Annotated in this window: 20 protein-coding genes, 1 tRNA gene and 1 pseudogene; 10 read left to right on the top strand and 12 right to left on the bottom strand. The window is 71.0% G+C overall.

All coding sequences use genetic code 11. The features are described 5' to 3' along the window. Nucleotides 1–12: 12 nt before the first annotated feature. The gene (locus OM076_RS38525) at nt 13–783 is read right to left on the bottom strand and encodes a mechanosensitive ion channel family protein (RefSeq protein WP_270045506.1); all 771 of its coding nucleotides are present in this window, start codon (nt 781–783) and stop codon (nt 13–15) included. Here OM076_RS38525 and OM076_RS38520 point away from each other — a divergent pair. Genes OM076_RS38520 through OM076_RS38510 form a run of 3 tightly spaced genes read left to right on the top strand, consistent with a single transcriptional unit; the run spans nt 782 to nt 3,305 of the window. Further along, nucleotides 782–1,462, top strand: a complete 681-nt coding sequence (locus OM076_RS38520) for an HAD family hydrolase (RefSeq protein ID WP_270045505.1) — start codon at nt 782–784, stop codon at nt 1,460–1,462. The two genes, OM076_RS38525 and OM076_RS38520, sit on opposite strands and share 2 nt — an antisense overlap. Before the next feature lie 14 nt (nt 1,463–1,476). Beyond that, nucleotides 1,477–2,298, top strand: coding sequence for a CPBP family intramembrane glutamic endopeptidase (locus OM076_RS38515; protein ID WP_270045504.1), 822 nt, complete (start codon nt 1,477–1,479; stop codon nt 2,296–2,298). Next, nucleotides 2,295–3,305 carry a L,D-transpeptidase gene (locus tag OM076_RS38510; protein ID WP_270045503.1) on the top strand — a complete coding sequence of 337 codons (1,011 nt, stop codon included), beginning with the start codon at nt 2,295–2,297 and terminating at the stop codon, nt 3,303–3,305. Before OM076_RS38515 ends, OM076_RS38510 begins: the two co-directional genes overlap by 4 nt. Here OM076_RS38510 and OM076_RS38505 read toward each other — a convergent pair. Then, complete coding sequence (locus OM076_RS38505; RefSeq protein ID WP_270045502.1) at nt 3,260–4,372, bottom strand: carboxylate-amine ligase; 1,113 nt, start codon at nt 4,370–4,372, stop codon at nt 3,260–3,262. The two genes, OM076_RS38510 and OM076_RS38505, sit on opposite strands and share 46 nt — an antisense overlap. A gap of 42 nt (nt 4,373–4,414) precedes the next feature. Between OM076_RS38505 and OM076_RS38500 the strand changes: the two genes are divergently transcribed. After that, nucleotides 4,415–4,969, top strand: coding sequence for an orotate phosphoribosyltransferase (locus tag OM076_RS38500; protein WP_270045501.1), 555 nt, complete (start codon nt 4,415–4,417; stop codon nt 4,967–4,969). Here OM076_RS38500 and OM076_RS38495 read toward each other — a convergent pair. Both OM076_RS38495 and OM076_RS38490 read right to left on the bottom strand, forming a co-directional pair. Further along, on the bottom strand, nt 4,966–6,126 hold the full coding sequence (locus tag OM076_RS38495; RefSeq protein ID WP_270045500.1) for a DUF1963 domain-containing protein: 1,161 nt from the start codon (nt 6,124–6,126) through the stop codon (nt 4,966–4,968). The two genes, OM076_RS38500 and OM076_RS38495, sit on opposite strands and share 4 nt — an antisense overlap. Before the next feature lie 16 nt (nt 6,127–6,142). Beyond that, a tRNA-Arg gene (locus OM076_RS38490) sits at nt 6,143–6,214 on the bottom strand. Nucleotides 6,215–6,319: 105 nt separating this feature from the next. Here OM076_RS38490 and OM076_RS38485 point away from each other — a divergent pair. From OM076_RS38485 to OM076_RS38470, 4 genes are read left to right on the top strand one after another with little or no spacing between them, the layout of a single operon-like run. Then, complete coding sequence (locus OM076_RS38485; protein WP_270045499.1) at nt 6,320–7,315, top strand: ABC transporter permease; 996 nt, start codon at nt 6,320–6,322, stop codon at nt 7,313–7,315. Between the two features lie 9 nt (nt 7,316–7,324). Then, nucleotides 7,325–8,296 carry an ABC transporter permease gene (locus tag OM076_RS38480; RefSeq protein ID WP_270045498.1) on the top strand — a complete coding sequence of 324 codons (972 nt, stop codon included), beginning with the start codon at nt 7,325–7,327 and terminating at the stop codon, nt 8,294–8,296. Continuing rightward, nucleotides 8,297–9,355 (top strand): ABC transporter ATP-binding protein, encoded by a 1,059-nt coding sequence (locus OM076_RS38475; RefSeq protein WP_270045497.1) that lies wholly within the window; start codon nt 8,297–8,299, stop codon nt 9,353–9,355. It abuts the gene before it with no gap. After that, a complete protein-coding gene (locus OM076_RS38470) occupies nt 9,352–10,422 on the top strand; it encodes an ABC transporter ATP-binding protein (RefSeq protein WP_270045496.1) in 1,071 nt (356 codons plus the stop codon). The genes OM076_RS38475 and OM076_RS38470 overlap by 4 nt, the downstream gene beginning before the upstream one ends. Before the next feature lie 198 nt (nt 10,423–10,620). Here the strand turns inward: OM076_RS38470 and OM076_RS38465 are convergent, their stop codons facing one another. Genes OM076_RS38465 through OM076_RS38450 form a run of 4 tightly spaced genes read right to left on the bottom strand, consistent with a single transcriptional unit; the run spans nt 10,621 to nt 12,694 of the window. Further along, nucleotides 10,621–11,307, bottom strand: coding sequence for a Clp protease N-terminal domain-containing protein (locus OM076_RS38465; RefSeq protein ID WP_270045495.1), 687 nt, complete (start codon nt 11,305–11,307; stop codon nt 10,621–10,623). Continuing rightward, nucleotides 11,292–12,020, bottom strand: coding sequence for an SDR family oxidoreductase (locus tag OM076_RS38460; RefSeq protein WP_270045494.1), 729 nt, complete (start codon nt 12,018–12,020; stop codon nt 11,292–11,294). The genes OM076_RS38465 and OM076_RS38460 overlap by 16 nt, the downstream gene beginning before the upstream one ends. Before the next feature lie 12 nt (nt 12,021–12,032). Further along, nucleotides 12,033–12,344: an ArsR/SmtB family transcription factor gene (locus tag OM076_RS38455; RefSeq protein WP_270045493.1), complete on the bottom strand. Its 312-nt coding sequence runs from the start codon at nt 12,342–12,344 to the stop codon at nt 12,033–12,035. Continuing rightward, complete coding sequence (locus OM076_RS38450; RefSeq protein ID WP_270045492.1) at nt 12,332–12,694, bottom strand: SRPBCC family protein; 363 nt, start codon at nt 12,692–12,694, stop codon at nt 12,332–12,334. The genes OM076_RS38455 and OM076_RS38450 overlap by 13 nt, the downstream gene beginning before the upstream one ends. A 19-nt stretch (nt 12,695–12,713) precedes the next feature. Between OM076_RS38450 and OM076_RS38445 the strand changes: the two are divergent. Then, nucleotides 12,714–13,380 (top strand): annotated as a pseudogene (locus OM076_RS38445) (ATP-dependent Clp protease proteolytic subunit). Here the strand turns inward: OM076_RS38445 and OM076_RS38440 are convergent. The 4 genes from OM076_RS38440 to OM076_RS38425 all read right to left on the bottom strand — a co-directional run bounded on the left by OM076_RS38440 (nt 13,359) and on the right by OM076_RS38425 (nt 16,128). Then, nucleotides 13,359–13,955 carry a hypothetical protein gene (locus tag OM076_RS38440; RefSeq protein ID WP_270045490.1) on the bottom strand — a complete coding sequence of 199 codons (597 nt, stop codon included), beginning with the start codon at nt 13,953–13,955 and terminating at the stop codon, nt 13,359–13,361. The pseudogene OM076_RS38445 and the gene OM076_RS38440 sit on opposite strands and share 22 nt — an antisense overlap. Before the next feature lie 207 nt (nt 13,956–14,162). Then, the gene (dtd, locus tag OM076_RS38435; RefSeq protein WP_270045489.1) at nt 14,163–14,588 is read right to left on the bottom strand and encodes a D-aminoacyl-tRNA deacylase; all 426 of its coding nucleotides are present in this window, start codon (nt 14,586–14,588) and stop codon (nt 14,163–14,165) included. Next, nucleotides 14,585–15,544, bottom strand: a complete 960-nt coding sequence (locus tag OM076_RS38430) for a galactose-1-phosphate uridylyltransferase (protein WP_270045488.1) — start codon at nt 15,542–15,544, stop codon at nt 14,585–14,587. The genes dtd and OM076_RS38430 overlap by 4 nt, the downstream gene beginning before the upstream one ends. A gap of 5 nt (nt 15,545–15,549) precedes the next feature. Further along, nucleotides 15,550–16,128, bottom strand: coding sequence for a TlpA family protein disulfide reductase (locus tag OM076_RS38425; protein WP_270045487.1), 579 nt, complete (start codon nt 16,126–16,128; stop codon nt 15,550–15,552). A gap of 204 nt (nt 16,129–16,332) precedes the next feature. On the opposite strand from OM076_RS38425, the gene OM076_RS38420 reads away from it, so the two are divergent. Then, a complete protein-coding gene (locus OM076_RS38420; RefSeq protein WP_270045486.1) occupies nt 16,333–20,526 on the top strand; it encodes a DEAD/DEAH box helicase family protein in 4,194 nt (1,397 codons plus the stop codon).

Genomic DNA, 20,526 nt, shown 5'->3' with positions numbered 1-20,526 from the left:
GAACGAAGGATTCTAGGCGGGGTCGGTTAAACCTCCCCTGAGCAGCCCCTCGTGGCGGAGCCGTTGCAAGCATTGTCGGCGCAGAGCCGCCTCGGCTGAAGCCTTGTCCGGCGGGCTGACCGGATCGCTGCCGACGGCGAGCCGCGTACCCCAGGGGACGATCTCGGCGACGCTCACGTCCTGGCCGGTTTCGTCGTGCAGCGCCGCGATCGCGAGCTCGACATCGGCCTCGGGCGGGAGCCAGACGACGACGTCGAGCGCCACGAGGTCGACCACCAGCGTGTCGTTCTTGAGGATCCCGCCCGCGAGCTTCTCGTTCGGGATCACGATCCGCTGCTCCGTGGCCGTGCGCAGGACCGTGTGGTTGAGGCTCACGTCCTCGACGACCCCGTAGTTGCCCTCGAACGAGACCCAGTCGCCGACCCGCAGCGGCTGCGTGATCGCGAGCATGATCCCGGCGATGAAGTTGGCGAGCGTCTGGCGGGCGGCGAAGCCGACGATCGCGGCGGCGATCGCGCCGGAGGCCAGCAGGCTGGTCGCCAGTTGGGAGATGCCGGTGAACCCGGACAGCGCGATCGTGATCCCGATCACCACGATCGTCGCGTAGAGCAGGCGGCGTACGAAGCGCAGGCGGGTGGCGCCCTCGCGCGAGAGCCCGGTCTTCTCGGCCGCCAGGCGCGCCGCGCGGCCGCGGAAGGCGCGATCGATCAGCGTCGCGACCGTGAACGCGATCAGGATCGAGAGCGCGGCGTTGATCCAGGTGCCAGCATCCGCGTCAGCCATGGCGCAGGAAAGTACACCGCGCGCGATCCTGCTCGACGCGCTCGGGACGCTGCTGACGTTCGAGCCGCCCGCGCCGCACCTGCGCGCCGCGCTGCTGGCGCGCACGGGCACCGACATCGGCGAGGCGGGCGCGCAGGCCGCGACCCGGGCCGAGATCGCGTACTACCGGGCGCACCTGCACGAGGGAACCGACCCGGCGGCGCTGCACGACCTGCGCCGGCGCTGCGCCGCGGCGATGGACCTGCCCTTCGCGCTCGACATCGCCTTCGACGCGCTGATGGCGTCGCTGCGCTTTTACGCCTACGCGGACAGCGCCCCGGCGCTGCGCGGCCTGCGGGAGCGGGGGATCCGGACGGTGGTCGTGTCCAACTGGGACTGGTCGCTGCACGAGCGCCTGCTGAAGACCGGGCTGGCGGAACTCCTCGACGGCGCGGTCGCCTCCGCGGAGGTCGGCTCGGCCAAGCCCGACGGCGCGATCTTCGCTGCCGCCCTGCGGATCGCGGGGGTGGCCGCCGGGGATGCGTGGCACGTGGGGGACACGCCGGAGGCCGACGTCGCCGGCGCGCTCGCCGCCGGGATCCGCCCGATCCTGATCGTGCGCGATGAGAACCCGGTCGAGCTCGACGGGCTCACGACGGTCAGAACGCTTGCGGAGCTCATACCCTTGCTCGCGACTTGATTCCGTATCCCGAAATGCCGCCCGCGCCCCCGCCGGAGCCCCGTCCGCTCTCGGTGCCGGTGTGGGTCCCGTTCGTGGCGCTGCTCGCCGTGCTCGTCATCGTCAGCCTGTTCGGCCTGGCGATCTACGGCGTGGTCTCGGCGTCGGACCCGACCATCAAGGACGCGAACGACCTCCCCGTGGGCTGGACGCAGGCGCTGACGTTCTTCCAGGACCTCGTGTTCATCTTCGCGGCCTACATCGGCGTCAAGCTCTCGCTCGGGAGCGCGCGGCCGGCGGACTTCGGCCTGCGCCGGCCGCAGGAGCTCAAGAGCGCCCTCGGCTGGGCGGCGGCGGTGATGGCCGGGTTCTACCTGGTGAGCCTGCTGCTGGCCGCGATCTTCGGCCAGCCCGAGGATCAGACGCTCGTCACCGACCTCAAGGCGGAGTCGGGTCTCTCCGTCCTGATTCCCTGGGCGATCCTGATCTGCGTCCTCGCGCCGGTGGCCGAGGAGTTCTTCTTCCGGGGCTTCATGTTCACCGCCTTCTCGCGCCGGATGGGGGTCGCGTGGGCCGCGGTCCTCGACGGCATCGTCTTCGGATTGGGCCACGCGGGCGGTGCTGAAGCGATTCAGCTCATCGCGCTCGGCGCGTTCGGGGTCGGGTTGTGCCTCCTTTATTGGCGCACACAGTCCATCATTCCCGGTATGGCTCTCCACGCCCTGAACAATTCGATCACGTTCGGTGTAACGGTGGATCTCGATCCGCTGCTCTTCGCCGTTGTGGTCGTCGGCAGCGTCGGCGTCGTCGCCGGCTGCGCCACCGCGGTCTCCGCCCGGTCCGCGGGGGCCGTATGAAACGACCCGCGCTCGCGCTGCTGATGGCGCTCGCGCTGCCCGCCCAGGCCGCCGCACAGACGCCGCCCGATCCGGTTCCCACGCCGCCGCCGGCCGTTCCCACGCCCGCCCCCACCCCGCCGCCCGCGGCGACGGCGAAGCTCTCCGTCTCCGTGCTCGGGGGGCTGAGCGGGAAGACCCCTGCCGCCCTCACGGGGCAGACGTTCACCGCGCGCGTCGTCATGAAGCCGTTCGTCGCCAACGAGGGCGCGGTCCTGCGCGTCTATCGCGGCTCGAAGAAGTTGCAGGTCAAGTCACTCAAGTTCAAGGCCGTCAACGGCGGAACCGCCGGCGTCGCCCAGTTCAAGGTCAGCTCCAAGGTCTCGGCCAGGCTGACGCTGAAGGTCTCGCACCGCGCCACGCCCGGCCTCGTGACCACGGTGGCCAAGCCGCTGCGGATCAACGTCGTCCGCGCATACGCGGGTCCGGGCTCCAAGGGCCCGGCGGTCAAGTACCTGCAGGAAAGGCTCGCCGCCCTGCACTACGTCACGTCGCGCTCCGGCGTCTACGACGGGGCGACCGGCCGGGCGATCATGGCGTGGCGCAAGGTCGCGGGGTACTCGCGCACCTACATCGCCACCCCCGACGTCTTCTCGGGGATGCTCAAGGGCCGCGGCGTCTTCAAGGTCCGCCACCCCGGTGACGGCCGCCACGTCGAGGCGCGCCTGAACCAGCAGGTGCTGGCGCTGATCAACGGATCCAAGGTCGAGCGGATCTACCACACGTCCTCGGGGAAGCCCTCGACGCCGACCGTCCAGGGCAAGTTCCGCGTCTATATGAAGACGCCGGGCACCAACGCCAAGGGCATGGTCGACTCGAACTACTTCATCCGCGGTTACGCCATCCACGGCTACGCCGACGTGCCCGCGTACAACGCGAGCCACGGCTGCCTGCGGGTGCCGGTGCCGAACGCCCGGTCGATCTACGACTGGCTGCGGATCGGCGACGTCGTCTGGGTCGAGCCGTAGGTCTCGTCGGCGAGCCGGGCCAGTAGGCCCGGCATGCCGCCGGCGGCGTGGGCCTCGCGCATGCGGTCCGCGCCGCCGCCCTCGCGCACGATGCGCTCGATCTCCTCGAGCGCATCCTCGCCGTCGAGATCGCGCGCGTACGGGCGCGCGAGCTCCAACGCGTCGGTCGCGACCTCGCGGATCGGGCGCATCTCGCCGCGCCACCAGATCGTCGCGTCGAGGCCGTCGCGCGCGGCGCGGAAGGAGGACTCCTTGAGCGCCTCGGTCGGCGGCATCCGCTCCTCGTTGCCGTCGGCGCAGGCCACGGCGAGCCCGTGGATCAGCGCGGCGAGCCCGCCGACGGTCGCCAGCCGCGCCTGCCCGTCCATCGCGCGCACCTCGACGGTGCCCAGGTTCGGGCTCGGGCGGATGTCCCACCACAGGTACGTGTAGTCCTCGACCTCAGCGGCCTCGACGCACCAGGCGACCAGCGTCTCGTAGTCGGTCCAGTCGTCGAACGGCGGGGGGATCGTCGAGCGCGGGAACGCGCGGAACGTCAACGCGCGGGCGCTCGCCATGCCGGAATCCCGGCCGTGCCAGAAGGGCGAATGAGCGGCGAGCGCCTGAAGCAGCGGGAGGTGGGCGCGCAGGCGGTTGAAGACCGCGATCGCGGTCTCCGGGTCCGGCATCCCGACGTGGACGTGCACTGCCGCGGTGGGCGTGCGCAGGACGAGGCCGCGCATCTCGTCGTGGATGCGCTCGTAGCGCTCGAGCGGGACGTGCACGACGTCCCCGAACGCCGCATCCGGATGCAGGCCGCCGCCGATGAACGCCGCGCCCGCCTCGCGCAGCTGCTCGCGATGCCGGGCCAGATACTCGATGCCCTCGGGCGCGCTGCTGACGACCGGGGTCGAGGTCTCGATCAGCGCCTCGTAGAGGTCGTTCATGATCGAGCCGTCGTCCGTGCTCACGCGGGCGACGAGGTCAGATGCGATGTTGGCCGGACGGAGATCCGTCTCATCGACGAGAAGAAGCTCCTCTTCGATGCCCAACGCAAAGTCCGGCGCTTCACCGAAGTGGTGCTCCACGTAGCCAGTCTACGGCCGCGAGGCCGATTAGTGTCCAGGTCGATGTCAGCAAAAGACACTTTGATCGCCGAACTCCGCGCCCACGCGTTGATCGTGGGCGAGGTCACGCTCACCTCGGGGGCGACTGCGCAGTACTACGTGGACGCCAAGCGGGCGATCCTGCGCCCGGCCGGCTTCGCCGCCTTGAGCGAGCTCGTCGCCGGCTTCGCCCGGCAATGGGAGGCGACGGCGGTGGGCGGCCTGACGATGGGCGCCGACGCCCCGGCCTGCGCCGCGCTGGCGGGCGGAGCGGACGTGAAGGCCTTCTTCGTGCGCAAGGAGGCCAAGGCCCACGGGCTCCAGCGCAAGATCGAAGGCCCGACGCTCGACCCGGGCGAGCGCTGCCTGATCGTGGAGGACGTGGTGACCAGCGGCGGCTCGACCGTCCAGGCGATCGAGGCGGTCCGCGCCGAGGGCTACGACGTCGTCGGCGTCGTCTCGGTCCTCGATCGCCTCGCGGGCGGCGCCGCGAAGATCGCCCTGGCGTCCTCCGACGCCCCCTATGAGGCGCTGGCGACGATCGACGACGTCTACCCGGACCGCCCGGACCGCGCCTAGGACGAGTCCGGGATCACCTTCAGGCGGTCCCAGCGCCCGGCGCGGAAGTCGCCGGGCGCGCCGTAGAACGTCACTTGGCCGCCGTCGCCGTACATGAAGCCGAGGTCCTCGTCCCAGTTGAGTGCGAGCAGGCTGACCTCGCCCGGCTCGCACGGGTCCTCCTGGATGAACACCGGATGGCCGAGCAGTATGTGGTCGGGCGCCTCGATCTGGCCCGTGAGCGCCTCGTGGGCCTCCCACTCGTCCTCTGACAGGTCGTCGGGGTAAGGCAGCGTCAGGACCGGCTCGAAGCGCACTCGCCGCTCCGCGAGCAGCACCGGGACGTCGCGCTCGTCGCGCGGCTCGTCCGGCGGCTCGGCGACGGTCGTCGCGGCTCCGGCGGCGACGTACACGACGCGGACCACGGGATCGTCGCCTTGGGCCGGGCCCCAGCCTTCGGACTCCTCGCTGAAGTCGGCGAAGAAGACGAGTGTGCCACTTGCCGGGAGATCCTCACGGCCCTCGACTTCGGGCAGCTCATCGAGGGCGATCGAGGCCAGGTGCGTGAGCCCGCGGCCCTCGTTGAGCGGCCACGCGCCACCCGGCAGGTCGGGCCGCCCTCCGAGCCGGCTGCTTCCGGTGCCGCCCGCGACCAGCGCGAGCCCCCAGCGCGCCTGCTCGACCAACCGGTCCGGCAGCTCGAAGGCCCGCACCAGCTCGGCGAGTTCAGCCCGTGAGGTGGGTGCGGCGCTGACCTTGGGGTACGTGCGCGGCTCGGGGCCGAACAACGCCTCCATCCGCTCGGGCCCGAGGAGCGAACGAGCGCGCTCGGTGGCGTCGCCGCGGCCGCTGACAATCGCGGTCCAGGGCGCGGCGTCGAACTGCTCCTGCAGGGCGTCCGCCAGCACCTCGGTGTCGAGGTGCTCGAGCGCTGTGAAGGCGCGCTCGCCGGCCGGGCTCAGGTGGTCGCGCACCGACCCACCCGGAAACCGCCCAGGCAAGAAGTCATCGCGCACCGCGGCGCGATCCGCAAGGTCCCCCGGGCCCGCGAACATGACCTCAGGGGCGGGGTCGTCCCGCCGCAACCGCACACTGATGAGCGCGGCGGGTCGCTCCCCGATGGTCTTCTCGACGGCCCGCGCGGCGGCCTGCGCCCACACTTGGATGGCATCTTGCACGCGCGCAGCGTACGGATGCCCCCGGCAGGAATCGAACCTGCATCCCGCGCTTAGGAGGCGCGTGCTCTATCCATTGAGCTACGAGGGCCGCGAAGAAGGGTATGTGGAACCGGATCGACCGGTGCGCAAGGTGTAGTTTGTTGACCGGTTCGGGGAACTAGGGGAGCAAGCCCACCCGAGGGGAGCAATTGAGTTGAGTACGGGAACCGGCGCCAGCGATCTGCTGCAGGCCGAGGACAGCGGCGTCGATCAGATCGTCGCCGGTAAATCTGAGGTGGCTGCGCGCTCGCCGCTGCAGCTCTTCTGGCGACGCTTCCGCAAGGACAAGGTCGCGCTGGCCGCCCTTACGTTCATCGTGCTGCTGATCCTGGTCGCGATCTTCGCGCCGCTGATCCGCAAGATCCTCGACACGCCCGCCCCGAACGTGGGCAACACGGACGCGCTGGACGACTTCGGGTTGCCGTCCGGGCCCAGCAGCGAGCACCTCTTCGGGGTCGACGGGCTCGGGCGCGACATCTTCTCCCGCGTCCTCGACGGCGCCCGCGTGTCGTTGCTGGTGGCGTTCGTCGGCACCGGCCTGTCGGTCATGATCGGCGTGACGATGGGGATGATCTCCGGCTTCTACCGCGGGTGGATCGACACCGGCATCGCCCGCCTCATCGACGTGCTGCTGGCGTTTCCGGTGCTGCTCCTGGGCCTCGGCCTGGCGTCGGCGTGCTCGACCAAGGACGGGTGCCTGGGCGGCGCGCTGGAGCCCGGCCTGACGGTCGTCGTCACGATCATCGTGATCTCCAACTGGCCGTACGTGGCGCGCATCATCCGCGGCCAGGTCCTCTCGCTGCGCGAGAAGGAGTTCGTTGAGGCGTCCAAGTCGCTCGGCGCGTCCAACAAGCGGATCATCTTCCGCGAGATCCTGCCGAACCTCGTCGCGCCGATCATCGTCTACACGACGCTGTTCATCCCGGCCAACATCCTGCTCGAGGCGTCGCTGTCGTTCCTCGGGGTGGGGGTCCAGCCGCCGCAGGCGTCGTGGGGCGAGATGCTCTCCGACGCGTCGACGATCTTCGCCTCCGCGTGGTGGTACATGTTCTTCCCGGGCATGGCGCTGCTGCTCACCGTGCTCGCGTTCAACCTCGTGGGTGACGGCATGCAGGACGCGCTGAACCCCAAGAGCTCGCGGTCGAGGTAGGCACAGGCCATGGCCGCATACATCGCCCGCCGCCTGATCTGGGTGGTCTTCCTGCTGTTCGTGATCACGCTGATCACGTTCGTCATCTTCAGCGTCCTGCCGTCCGGCGACCCCGCCGTCGCCCGCGCCGGCCGCCAGCCGACCCCGGAGCTGGTCGCGACGATCCGCGCGCAGCTCGGGCTCGACAAGTCAAAGCCCGTGCAGTTCATCAACTACATCGGCGATCTGCTGCCGTTCGTCGGCCACAACGGCGTCTACTTCGGCTTCAGCTACCAGAACAACGCCGACGTGCTGCCCGAGATCCTCAAGCGGCTGCCGACCACCCTGTTCCTGACCGCCGGCGCGGTGCTGCTGTGGCTGTCGATCGGCATCCCGATCGGCGTGCTCTCCGCCGTCAAGACCGGCTCCTGGATGGATCGCCTCGCGATGGGCATCGCGCTGATCTTCATCTCCGCCCCGGTCTACTTCCTCGGGCTCGTCGCCCTCTACCTCTTCGCTGACGACATCGGCAAGTTCCCGATCCTGCCGGGCAACTCCGCCTACAACTCCGCGACCACCTTCCCCGAGAAGGCAGAGGCATTGATCATGCCGTGGTGCGTCCTCGCGGCGGCGTTCGCTGCGGTGTACGCGAGATTCCTCCGGGGCAACCTGATCGACACGCTGCAGGAGGACTACATCCGCACGGCCCGCGCGAAGGGGCTCAGCGAGCGCCGCGTGGTCTTCCGCCACGGCGTACGAGCGGCGATCACGCCGATCGTGACCCTGCTCGGCCTGGACATCGGCATCCTGCTCGGCGGTGCGATCCTCACCGAGACCGTCTTCAACATCCCCGGCATCGGGCGCTACGCGTTCAACGCGATCAACAACAGCGATCTGCCGGTGATCCAGGGGACGGTGCTCGTCGGCGCGTTCTTCATCGTGATGATGTCCCTATTGGTCGACATCCTGTACGCCTTCATCGACCCCCGGGTGAGGTACTAGATGACTCCCCTCCTCGAGGTCGAGAACCTCAAGGTCCACTTCGAGACCGAGGACGGCCTGGTCAAGGCCGTCGACGGGATCTCCTACACGGTCGATCGCGGCGAGACGTTCGGGATCGTGGGCGAATCGGGCTCCGGCAAGTCGGTCTCCTCGCTCACGATGCTGGGTCTCACCCGCGCCCGCAACGCCCGCATCAGCGGAGCGGTGCGCTTCGACGGCAGGGATCTGCTGGGCGCGTCCGAGGACGACCTGCGCGCAGTGCGTGGCAACGACATCGCGATGATCTTCCAGGACCCGCTGTCCTCGCTGCATCCCTTCTACAAGGTCGGCACGCAGATCGCCGAGGGCGTGCGCGCGCATCGCGACGTCTCGAAGGCCCAGGCGTGGGACCGCGCGGTCGAGATGCTCTCGCTGGTCGGCATTCCCGAGCCGCGCAAGCGCGCCGACTCCTACCCGCACGAGTTCTCGGGCGGCATGCGTCAGCGCGCCATGATCGCGATGGCGCTGGCCAACGACCCCAAGCTCCTGATCGCCGACGAGCCGACCACCGCGCTCGACGTGACCGTTCAGGCGCAGATCCTCGAGCTGATCGAGACGCTGCAGTCCGAGTTCGACACCGCGGTCGTCGTGATCACCCACGACCTCGGCGTGGTCGCCGAGATGGCGGACGAGATCGCGGTCATGTACGCCGGCCGGATCATCGAGAAGGCCGACACGGACACGATCTTCGCGGCGCCCGAGCATCCCTACACCTGGGGCCTGCTGTCGTCGATCCCGCGGCTGGATTCGCCTCGCGGCGAGGAGCTCGTGCCGATCTCCGGCCGCCCGCCGTCGCTGATCAACCTGCCCGGCGGGTGCTCGTTCCACCCCCGCTGCCCGTACGTGCGCGAGGCGCACAAACACACGGATCCGACGCTTGATCCCGTGCCCGGCGCCGCGAACCACTCGGTCGCCTGCCTGCTGCCGCAGGAGACCCGCCGCAAGCTCTGGGGCGAGCTCCAGCAGGGCATCAAGCCCGATGACGCACGGCAAGACGTGATGGAGGAGAAGGCCGTATGAGCGCCCCCGCCGGCGAGACCGCCTCCAACCCCGCCGCCCCCGGCGAGAAGCTGATGGAGGTCCGGGAACTCTTCAAGCACTTCCCGATCAACGCCGGGTTCTTCCGCCGGCAGGTGGGCGCGGTCAAGGCCGTCGACGGGGTCTCGTTCGACGTCATGCGCGGCGAGACGCTGGGCCTCGTCGGCGAGTCGGGCTGCGGCAAGTCCACGACCGCCCGGCTGTTGCTGCGCCTGGTCGACCCGACGGCGGGCTCGATCAACTTCAACGGCCGCGAGATCGCGTCGATCAAGGGCGCGGAGCTGAAGGCGCTGCGCCGCGAGATGCAGATGATCTTCCAGGACCCGTACTCGTCGCTGAACCCCCGCAAGACGGTCGGCACGATCATCGCCGACCCGTTCGTCATCCACGGCATCAAGCAGACCAAGGCCGAGCGCAAGGTCGCGGTCCAAGCCCTGATGGACACCGTCGGCCTCAACCCCGAGCACTACAACCGCTACCCGCACGAGTTCTCCGGCGGTCAGCGCCAGCGCATCGGCGTCGCGCGTGCGCTGGCCCTGAAGCCGAAGGTAATCGTCGCCGACGAGCCGGTCTCGGCACTGGACGTCTCGATCCAGGCGCAGGTGCTCAACCTGCTGCGCGAGCTCCAGCGCGACCTCGGCCTGACGCTGATCTTCATCGCCCACGACCTCTCGGTCGTGCGCCACATGTGCGATCGCGTCGCGGTCATGTACCTCGGGCGCATCGTCGAGCTCGCATCGTCCGACCAGCTCTACGCCCACCCGCGGATGCCCTACACCGGCGCGCTGATGTCAGCCGTCCCGGTCGCGGACCCGCGGCTGGCGAAGGCCAAGAAGCGCCAGGTCCTGATGGGTGACGTCCCCTCACCGACCAACCCGCCCCCCGGCTGCCGCTTCCACACGCGCTGCTGGAAGGCGGAGGAGATCTGCCGTTCCGACGACCCGCCTTTGGAGGCCAAGGCGGGGGGGAACTTGGCCGCGTGCCACTTCCCATTGACCGACGCCGAGGTGCTGGAGCGGGTGCCTTCGGCGCGGAACGTGCGCGAGTAGGTCGCCTGGTCGACCGTGCGCGTTTGAGGGTCCGTGCGCGGGTTTCGATCAGGTTCGCACTGGTCGAGTTGGCGCGCGGGAGGGGTGCGGAACGAGAACTGCCTGAGAGGCAGCTCTGGTTACACACCCCCCTCGCCGCCGGCGGATCGGCGAGCGTGAGAAGGCGCTTTCTGTCTCCCCCCACCCGGAGCAAGTCCCTCAGAGCGACGCGCGCAACGCCGCCACATCCACGCCCAGCGCCTCCAGAGTCCGGCACGCGCCCCCGCTCGGGTCGCTCAACGCCGACTTCAGCAAGTCCGTGACCCCGATCACGTGCCCCGGTTCGGCCGCCGCCGCCCGCAGCGCGTCCGTGAAGACCTTGCGCGCGTAGACCGTGACCTGCGACGCGCGGTCGTCGGGCGGCTCCTCACCCGCCAGCGTCGGCTGCGCGGCCATCCGCGCGTTCTCGAGCGTGATGCCGCCGGCGCGCAGGGCGGCGGAGGCGATCGGGTCACCGGCGCGCAGGATGCCGAGGAGCAGGTGCTCGGAGCCCATCCGCGGGGCGCCCAGCGCAGCCGCCTCCTCGCCTGCGAGCTGCACGGCGGCCCGGGCTTCGGGCGCGACGCGCAGGCGGGCAGGCTCCGAGGCGCCGTTGGGCGGCTCGGTCGCGGCCGCGAGCTCGCGGTAGCGCCGGTGCGCGGCCTGGCGGGAGATGCCGAGCGCGCGGGCGACCGCGCCGTACGAGCTGCCCGCGTCGAGCGCGCGCCAGGCCTGGACGCGCTCGAAGGCGTCCAGCTCGCGTCGCAGCGCGGAGAGCGCGTGCAGCGCGACCTCGGGCTCGGAGGCGCGGACGGCGTGCTCGAGCAGCTCGACCAGCCGGTTGGACAGGTCTACCGGGCGGTCCATCCGAGGTCCATCGTCACGGGGACGCCCGTGAACGCGGCGCCGTTCGGTCCGGCCAGGAAGGCGATCGTGGCCGCGACCTCGTCCGGCTCGATCAGGCGCTTGACCGCGTGCGGGGCGAGGATGACGTTCTCGAGCACCTCGTCCTCGCTGATGCCGTGCCGCCGAGCCTGATCGGGAAGCTGCGCCTCGACGAGCGGTGTGCGGACGTAGCCGGGGCAGACCGCCGTGGCGGTGATCCCGGCCTCGCCGCCTTCGAGCGCGAGCGTCTTGACCAGGCCGAGGACGCCGTGCTTGGCCGAGACGTATGCCGCCTTGTAGGGCGAGGCGACCTGCGCGTGCACGGAGGCGACGACGATGAAGCGCCCGCTTCCCGACGCGGCCAGCGCCGGCCACGCGTACTTGGCGAGCAGGAACGGGCTCGTCAGCAGCAGGGAGACGATCATGTCCCAGCGATCCTCGGGGAACTCCGCGACCGGCGCGACGTGCTGGATCCCCGCGTTGGCGACGATCACGTCCAATCGGCCGAACGCGTCAATCGCCGCTGACACGGCACCCGCGTTGCCCTCGCGGGTCGTCAGGTCCGCGGCGTACGCGACCCCCGGCCCGTCGTCGCGCAGATCCACGCTGAGAACGTCGTAGCCATCAGCGATCAGGCGTTCCGCGGCGGCTCGGCCGATCCCTGAGGCGGCGCCGGTGACGAGGGCGGCAGGCATGCGGCCTTCGACCTACCCGCGAGCGCGCTCGGCCAGACGTGCGAGGCGCTGATCCCACTCGGCGCCGACGTCCACCATCCAGCCCATGGCGTCGACCAGCGGCGCCGGCGTGAGCGTGTAGCGGGTCTCCCTTCCCGCCCGGCGGGGTTCGACCAGCCCCGCCTTCTGGAGCGCCGCGAGGTGCTTGGCGACCGCCTGGCGGGTGATCGGCAGCTCGCCGGCCAGCCGCGAGGCCGTCAGCTCGGGGCGCTGGGCGACCGAGCGCAGGACCTGGCGGCGGGTCGGGTCCGACAGTGCGAAGAAGACCTCGTCTACGCCGGGCACAGCAGCGACGCTCCGGCGAGCGCCATCAACTTCGGGCCCCATGCGACCGTGTCGGCCGCATAGCGGTGCTCGGTGACGAGGAAGCGGGTGCCGCCGCTGATCGCGTCCTCGAGGATCCACTCGACACGGGAATCGCCCCAGCGGAAGACGATCCGCTCGAACTCCGTGACCTCTTCGACGAAGCCCTCGCGCGTCTCGCCGCCGTCGGTGACGCGCAGCGGCGCGTCCTCCTCGGGTTCGAACTCGACCTCTTCACCGAGCCATTCCTCGAGCTCGGACGGCTCGGTGATCAGCTCCCAGGCGCGTTCGCGAGGGACGGGGAGGACGACTTCGCGGTTCACGACGGGCATCGGCACGCTCCTGCAACTGATGGGTTGCACTACAGGCTACCATGGAGAAAAACGCAACTTGGAGGTTGCATATGCCCTTGGTACCGATGGTGGTGCAGCAGGACTCCCGCGGCGAGCGCTCGTTCGACATCTACTCGCGGTTGCTGCGCGAGCGGGTGGTGTTCGTCGGCTCGGCGATCGACGACGACGTCGCCAACCTCGTCGTCGCCCAGCTCCTGCACCTCGAAGCCGAGGACCCCGACAAGGACATCCAGATGTACATCAACTCGCCCGGCGGGGTGGTGTATGCGGGCTTGGCGATCTACGACACGATGCAGTTCGTCAAGCCCGATGTGGCGACGATCTGCTGCGGGATCGCGATGTCCGCCGGGTCGCTGATCCTGGCCGGCGGCGCGCCCGGCAAGCGCTCGTCGCTCCCGAACAGCCGGATCCTGATCCACCAGCCGTCAGGCGGATTCCAAGGCCAGGCAACGGACATCCAGATCCACGCCAAGGAGGCGCTCGAGCTGCGCGAGCGCCTGGAGGAGATCTACGCCGACCACACCGGCAAGCCGAAGGAGCAGATCTCCAACGACATGGAGCGCGACCGGTTCTTCACGCCCGCGCAGGCGCAGGAGTACGGCTTGATCGACCGGGTCGTGGTCGATCGGAACAACGGGAACGGCTACTCGTCGTCGTCCTCGTAGAGCGATTCGCGCACCAGCTCGTTCCCGGCGCCGTCCATCAGCACGACGTCGAGGTACTCGCCGTCGTAGTCGTCGGGAGCGAGCAGCGTGAAGCGCTCACCCACGATCTCGGACTCGTCGACGATCGTCGCGCCCAGCTCAGCCGTGACGAGCCGCCCGCGACGCTCGAACGGGACGCCCCAGACGAGCGTCATCGCGGCGACCATGTCGCGCTCCCCGCGCCATCCGCCGATGACCTCCTGGGAGATGTCCATCCGCCACTCGGGATGGTCCTCGGCGACGTCGGCGGTGTAGTCGGCCCACGCGTAGAGGTCGACGGGGCCTTCGTCGGTGAGCGAGAACGACACATAGCCGAAGAGCTCCAGCCCGGTGTCGGTGCGCGTCGTCGCGGGAACGTACGTGCGGCCGGACCAGCTGCGGTCCGGGAACCAGTGGATCTCCCCGGCGGCGCCCAGATCCGGGTCGCCCTCCTCGGTCTCGACGCGCAGGCAGGCGGCGAGGAACTCGGCCTGAAGAGTCTCCTCCGGCGGGAGCCCGCCTTGAGGCGGCTCGGCGGCGAAGCGGCAGATCGGCATGGCCGCCAGCCTAGTGGGCGCGGACGCGATGAGCGCGCATCGCCGGCCAGATCACGGGTCGTCGCTGCCCCGCGGCGGCCGCCGCGGGCGTACTGGTGGTCCGGATGCGGTGGCCGCCGCCCGCGAGCGAAGCGGTGGTGAGCCCGCTGGGCGAGACAGCTGGCGGGCCGGGCCCGCCGGAATGCGTACTCGTCCGGGCGCGCCCACTTAATGGCTCGGTACCTCGATCATCACGGTGACCGGCCCGTCGTTGACGAGTTCGACGTCCATGTGCGCGCCGAACACGCCGCGCTGCGCGTCCAATCGCTCGCAGAAGCGCTCGTAGAGGGGCTCGGCCACCTCGGGCCGCGCCGCGTCGACGTAGGCGGGGCGGTTGCCCTTGCGGGTGTCGCCGTAGAGCGTGAACTGCGAGATGCAGAGGAGCTCGCGTGCGCCCAGCGGCTCGTTCATCTTGCCGTCGGCGTCGGCGAAGACGCGCAGGTTGCGAACCTTCTCCGCGAGGCGATCGCAGTCGGCCTCGGTGTCGGTGTGCGTCACGCCGAGCAGCACGAGCAGGCCCGGGCCGATCGCGCCGGTCACCGTCCCGTCGACCGTCACCGAGGCCCGCGCGACGCGCTGGACGAGCGCTCTCACAGCTCGCGCAGCTCGGCCGCCGCCTGTTCGGGCGCGACGATGCAGAGGTTCACGCCGGTGCCGAGCTCGAGCCCGGCCTGGTGGGTGAGGCGGGGCTGGATCTCGATCCGCCAGCAGAAGTGGTCGGCGCCGCTGGGCGCCGTCCGCACCCACAGGTTCAGCGGCGGCGAGACGCCGAGGCGCGCCCGTAGGCGCCGCAGCGCGTCGTGCAGCAGCGCGGCGCCGGTCGGCCCGTCCTCCTCGAAGCGCGCCCGCGCCCGCCTGGGCGCCAGGACGAGGTGGAACGGGACGCGCGAGGCGAAGGGCGCCATCAGCACGGCTTCGTCGTCGATCGCGACGATCCGCTCGCGCCGCCGGACCTCCTCCTGGACGAGGTCGGCGAGCAGGTTGCCGCCCATCGTCCGCACCGCGTACGCGCCGAAGCGCTCGCGCTCGCGGGCCACCGCCGCGGGGACGAAGTCCATCGCGAAGAGCTGCGCGTGGGTGTGCGGGAGCGATGCGCCGGCCGCGTGGTGCTCATTGACGATCAGGTGGCGGCAGGCCGCGTCCTCGTGCGCGCGCATGCGCGCCCGCCACGTCTCGACGGCGAGCTGCACCTGGGTAGTGGACAGGTCCGCGAGGTTTGTGACCGGATCGGGCGCGTTGACGATCACCTCGTGCGCGCCGGCCGCCGGCTGGGCGGTGAAGAGGTCGGGCACCGCGTCGCGTTCCGGGGTGCGCGCATCGGGTTCCAGCGCGGGGAACTTGTTGGCGAAGACGCGCACCTTCCAGGGGTCGCCGTCGCGGTAGATCTCCGGTGGCGTCTCGTGCTCGTTGCCCGGCGAGAACGGATCCGTCGCGGGGTCTACGGTGTCGTCGGGCGGGATGTCGAAGCCCGCGCCGGGGCGGTCGGCGCGCTCGCCGGCGATGATCGTCTTGAGCCCGGTCAGCGGGTCGACGCGGACCTGGGGCTGCATCGCCGTCACTGCAGGTAGCGCTCGATGTCCTTGTTGAGCTGGTCCTCGCTCGTGTACGGGCCCGTGTGGGTGTAGGCCGACTTGCCGTTGCGGTCGATGAACTCGGTCATCGGGAAGCCGGCGGCGATCGCCCGCTTGGTGGCGATCTTCGAGTCCCCGTCCGTGTAGGACGGGAACGGCAGCGGGCGCGTCTTGAGGAACTTCAGCGCGGCCTTGTCCTTGTCACCGCTGTTGAGGCCCAGGAACGCGATGTTCTTGCCATGCGTCAGCGCGGCCTCCTGGAAGACCGGGAACTCGGCCTGGCACGGTCCGCACCACGATGCCCACTTGTTCACGATCACCGGCGTGCCCTTGAGCTGGGCGATCTGCTGGTCGAACGCGGACTCGCCGCCGCCGATCAAGGTGTTGGCCTGGGAGTAGAGACCGTTGAGCGGTGCCGGAGCGGTCTCGAGCGTCTTCTTCGCTCCGTTGAGGTCGAACTTCGTGCCATCTCCGAGGTTCCCGCTGCCACCGGTCTGCGTCAGGCCGATGACCACGATCGCCACCAAGGCGATGGGGGCGAGGATGTAAAGGACCCGTCGCATGAGACAAGAGGGTGGCAGATCGCACGGGTTGTCTTACGAACCTGCTTCAATAGGTCTCGACTCGCCGGGAGCACTTCCGAGGGGAACGCCGACAGGCGCCTGGAGCTTCCGCCGAATGAGTTCTCTTTGGAGCGTCAGTCGCGTCAACCGGCTTTCGCTGCTACCGCCACTTTTCGAGCCGTCCTCTTGGCTGAGACCACGCCAGTGGCCGAACCGGCCACGCTTCCTTCAATCGAAGAGATCGACCGCGCGTCGGCGTTCACCCGTGAACCCTTCCTGACCGAAGGGGAGGACGCCGCATCCGCACTCGCACCCGGCACCCCACGGCGCCGGGCGCTGGACTCTGCTCTGGAGGAGCTGGAGGCCGGTGCGAAGGTCCCGACCCCCCACTGGCGCCGCCAGTGGTCGCTGCTGCTCGGGCTGGATCGCCTGCTCTCGCAGGACGAGCCCAAGCTCATCGACGGCACCGTCCTCTCCGCCCATCAGGTCGACGCGCTCTCGGGCACGCTGACCGCGCTGCTGGCGGACCGGCTCAAGAACGGCGACGGTCCCGCCGCTCCCGTCGCCGAGCCCGTCCTCGACGCCGATGACGAAATGCCGGTCGTCGTCGACGAGGACGACGACGATGACGACGACGAGGAAGAAGAAGAGCCGCAGTGGACGCCGGACGAGGCCGAGGCCGAGGACGTCGCCGAGGCGCCTGAGGACCCCAACGCCGGCAAGCGCTTCTGGTTCGAGCACGCGACCGGCGCCGGCAAGACCGTCGCGGCCGTCGGGTTCGTCGAGGCCTCGCGCACCGGCGGCGTGTTGATCCTCACCCACCGCCGCAACCTCGTCGACCAGTTCCACGGCGAGCTGCGCGACCGCGGCTACGGGAAGCGCATCGCCCCCGCGCTGCTGGGCCACGAGGACACCGCGAACGGCCCGGTGACGGTCGAGACCTACCAGTGGTTCGTCCGCAACGCCGGCAACATCTCCGACGCCTACTCGATCGTCATCTGCGACGAGGCGCACACCGCGCTGGGCGAGAAGACCTCCGCCGCGATCCGTCGCTGGACCGGCCCCGTCTTCGTCGGCATGACCGCGACCGGCGCGCTGATCGCGCGCCACGTCACGGACCTCTTCCCGACGCAGACCTCGCGCTTCGACCTCGCGCAGGCCGCCCGCCGCGGCGTCATCTCGCCGCTGCGCTGCGTGCGCATCCCGCCGGGTCCGGGCGTCCGCACGATCGCCAAGGTGCCGTTGCGCCGCGGCGAGGTGGACACCGAGTTCGACCAGGAGATGCTGGCCGAACTGCTCGATCAGCTGCCCTTCAACCTCGCGATCGCCGACCTCTACAAGACGCGCTTCAACGGCGTGCCCGGCGTGGTTTACGCCGCCGGCGTGCGTCACGCCTACAACGTGGCCGCGGCGTTCCGCGAGATCGGCATGAAGGCGCAAGCCGTCTCGGGCGAGACGCCCAAGCGTGAGCTGGCGCAGATCCTCGCCCGCTACGAGGCGGGCGACATCGACGTGCTGGTCAACGCGCAGCTGCTGGCCGAGGGCTGGAACTCGCCGCGCGCGACGGTCTGCATGCACCTCGCGCCGACCGCCTCCAAGCGCATCTACCAGCAGCGCGTGGGTCGCGTCACGCGTCGCCACCTGGGCAAGGAGGCCGGCATCGTCGTCGACTTCGTGCACCCGGCGACCAAGCACGACGACCCGGTCGTGACGCTGCACTCGCTGCTGGACCGCGACGTCTACCGCGGCGGCGCGATCGTCGTCGGCCCGGTGCGCCGCGGCCGCGGGCGCCGGTTGCGCGTGGAGCGCCGGGTCCTGCCGGTGACTTCGGAGGAGAACCGGCGGATCGAGGTCTTCGAGCGCGAGCTCTGGCGGATCGCGGTCGAGCACCTCGACTACGGCGAGCAGGTCCAGTGGGCGGCTCTGGCCGGGGCGCGGGTCGCGCCGACGGGCTGGCGCCGGGCGCGGGCGATGCTGCACTTCGACCAGGGCGGCGAGCTCAAGCGCACCTTCCTGATCACCGCGGTCGACCGCAACAAGAACCCCGCGCTGCGGCTGCGCGCGCTGCAGGAGATCGCCTCTGGGCGTGACGCCGAGGCGTTCGATCGCGCGCTGGACTTCGTCGAGTCCTGGCCGCGCGACGACAAGCGCGAAGGCGTGAAGGTCGTCCTGCAGGCGCTGGCCGAGAAGAAGATCGGTCGCCGCGACCAGGCCAACAACTGGATCTGGCGTTGCGCGAACATGACGCGCGAGGTCCACGAGGAATACGCCGTCCAGCGCTGGCCCGAGACCAAGCGCCTGCTGGGTCTTCTGGTGAACTCGTCCGGCGGCGCCCACGCGCGCAACGCCCGTCGCCTGGTTCATCAGGCGCGGCTGCAGGACCGGCGCCTCTCGGCGGCGTTGCTCGCCGCCGCGATCCCGCATACGGCCGAGGCGGGCGAGGTCATCAACGGCGCCCGTACCCGCATGTCCCGCAAGCCGGCCGCGCTGGCGCGGGAGCTGCTGCGCAACTTCCCGAAGGGCCGTGGCAAGGCCAAGCGCCGCCGTCGCCGCAAGGGCGCCGGAGACGCGACGGCTCCGGACGCCGTGCTGGCGGGCGTGACGAACGGCGCGCTGGACGCGGTGCTGGACGACGACGATCTCGAACTGGATGACGTCGACGTCGATGTGGACATCGACGACGACGATGACGACGCCCCCGAGGCGGCGGCTCCGACGCGCTCGCGCCGCTCCCGCCGCCGCCGGCCCGTCGACGCCGATCCCGAAGCGACCCAGTCGTCGCGTCGCGGCCGCTCGCGCCGCCGCCCGGCGGCCCCGACCGAGACCGAGGCCACGGAAGGTGGGGCGGAGACGAGCGAGGAAGCGACGCCGCAGCCCGCCCGCAGCTCACGCTCGTCCCGCTCCCGTCGCCGCAAGCCGGCCGCCCAGCCGCCCGTCGAAGCGACGGAGACGGTGTCCGAGACGGACGAGACCGTCGAACCGACCCCGAAGCCGTCCCGCTCACGCCGCCGCAAGCCGGCACCGGCGGTGGCCGCCGAGGCGAGCGGCGATGTCGCCGCGGTCGGGTCGTCAGAGACGGATGCCGTGGCCGCGCCGTCGCAGGCGCAGACCAGCGAGCCGCGTCCGTCGCGCTCGCGCCGTCGCAAGCCCGCGCCGGCCGTCGCCGCCGGCGACACGACCCCCGACGCTGTCGCGATCGCCGGATCGCCCGAGGCGAATGCCTTGGCCGCGCCGTCGCAGCCCGAGTCCGGCGAGCCGCGTCCGTCGCGCTCGCGCCGCCGCAAGCCCGCGCCGGCCGTGGCCGCTCAGTCCGAGACGCCTGAGGCCGTCGCGGAGCCGTCGCAGCCCGTCGAGCCGCGCCGGTCGCGGTCGCGTACCCGCAAGCCGGCGCCCGCGGTCGCCGCCGAGGCCGTCGGCGACGCGACCGCTGCTTCGCCGGCCGAGGGCGCTCCCGCGCCGTCGTCTCGTGGCCGCAGCAAGCCGGCTCCCGAGGCGGCCGTCGAGGTCGTCGAGGCGGCGCCGGTGCGTTCGCGGCGCAAGCCGGCGGCCAAGCCCGCGGCTGACGTGCCCGTCGAGGTCGTCGAGGTGGCGGCCAAGCCGAAGCCCGCGCGGTCGCGACGCTCGCCCGCGGCGGTCGAGGTCGTGGAGGCGGCGCCGGTGCGGTCGCGGCGCACGCCGGCCGCGAAGCCCGCGGCTGACGTTCCGGTCGAGGTCGTCGAAGTCGTCGCCAAGCCCAAGCCGCGCGCTCGCCGGAAGCCCGCCGCGAAGGCGCCGGCCGAGGCGTCGCAGCTCTCGCTCGACGTCGCCGTGCCGAAGCCTGCGCCGCGTCGCAGTTCTGGGGACGCGCTCGCCGCGGAGGTCGCGGCGCCCAAGACCCGCGCCCGCAAGCCCGCCGCGCTGCCGCCGCTCGACGCGCCTGGCATCGCGGTCGTCGAACCGTCCTCGCGGCGCCGCAAGCCCGCGGCCAAGGCGCACGCGCTCGTCGCGCCCGGCACCGCCGTGGAGGAGTCCACGTCGCGCGCCCGCAAGCCTGCTGCGACCGAGGCCGCCACGCCTGGCAGCGTCGCGACGACGCCCAAGCCGCGCGCGAAGGCCAAGCCGAAGCCCGTGGCGGCTGACGAGCCGGCGCCCGGCGTCATCACGCCTCGGCCGAAGGCCAAGGCCAAGCCGAAGGCGGCTGCCAAGCCCAAGCCCGCGGCGGCCGTCGCCGCCAAGCCGAAGCCGAAGGCCGTCGCAAAGCCCAAGGCCGCGGCGAAAGCCAAGCCGAAGGCCGCAGCCAAGCCCAAAGCCGCAGCGAAGCCCAAGGCGGCTGCCAAGCCCAAGGCCGCGGCGAAGCCCAAGGCCAAGCCGCGCGCGAAGCGCCCCGCCGCCGCGGCGGTCACCGACGAAGCGGCCTAG

This window comes from Solirubrobacter ginsenosidimutans (genome assembly GCF_027587205.1).
This window is presented reverse-complemented; position numbering and strand designations above follow the sequence as displayed.

What these genes read in the sequence shown, in the direction of transcription:
- OM076_RS38430 (WP_270045488.1), bottom strand. Translation starts at nt 15,544, where the DNA reads ATGCAGCCCCAGGTCCGCGTCGACCCGCTGACCGGGCTCAAGACGATC.
- OM076_RS38475 (WP_270045497.1), top strand. Translation starts at nt 8,297, where the DNA reads ATGACTCCCCTCCTCGAGGTCGAGAACCTCAAGGTCCACTTCGAGACC.
- OM076_RS38425 (WP_270045487.1), bottom strand. Translation starts at nt 16,128, where the DNA reads ATGCGACGGGTCCTTTACATCCTCGCCCCCATCGCCTTGGTGGCGATC.
- OM076_RS38440 (WP_270045490.1), bottom strand. Translation starts at nt 13,955, where the DNA reads ATGCCGATCTGCCGCTTCGCCGCCGAGCCGCCTCAAGGCGGGCTCCCG.
- OM076_RS38515 (WP_270045504.1), top strand. Translation starts at nt 1,477, where the DNA reads ATGCCGCCCGCGCCCCCGCCGGAGCCCCGTCCGCTCTCGGTGCCGGTG.
- OM076_RS38460 (WP_270045494.1), bottom strand. Translation starts at nt 12,020, where the DNA reads ATGCCTGCCGCCCTCGTCACCGGCGCCGCCTCAGGGATCGGCCGAGCC.
- OM076_RS38510 (WP_270045503.1), top strand. Translation starts at nt 2,295, where the DNA reads ATGAAACGACCCGCGCTCGCGCTGCTGATGGCGCTCGCGCTGCCCGCC.
- OM076_RS38450 (WP_270045492.1), bottom strand. Translation starts at nt 12,694, where the DNA reads ATGCCCGTCGTGAACCGCGAAGTCGTCCTCCCCGTCCCTCGCGAACGC.
- OM076_RS38470 (WP_270045496.1), top strand. Translation starts at nt 9,352, where the DNA reads ATGAGCGCCCCCGCCGGCGAGACCGCCTCCAACCCCGCCGCCCCCGGC.
- OM076_RS38480 (WP_270045498.1), top strand. Translation starts at nt 7,325, where the DNA reads ATGGCCGCATACATCGCCCGCCGCCTGATCTGGGTGGTCTTCCTGCTG.
- OM076_RS38520 (WP_270045505.1), top strand. Translation starts at nt 782, where the DNA reads ATGGCGCAGGAAAGTACACCGCGCGCGATCCTGCTCGACGCGCTCGGG.
- OM076_RS38465 (WP_270045495.1), bottom strand. Translation starts at nt 11,307, where the DNA reads ATGGACCGCCCGGTAGACCTGTCCAACCGGCTGGTCGAGCTGCTCGAG.
- OM076_RS38525 (WP_270045506.1), bottom strand. Translation starts at nt 783, where the DNA reads ATGGCTGACGCGGATGCTGGCACCTGGATCAACGCCGCGCTCTCGATC.
- OM076_RS38500 (WP_270045501.1), top strand. Translation starts at nt 4,415, where the DNA reads ATGTCAGCAAAAGACACTTTGATCGCCGAACTCCGCGCCCACGCGTTG.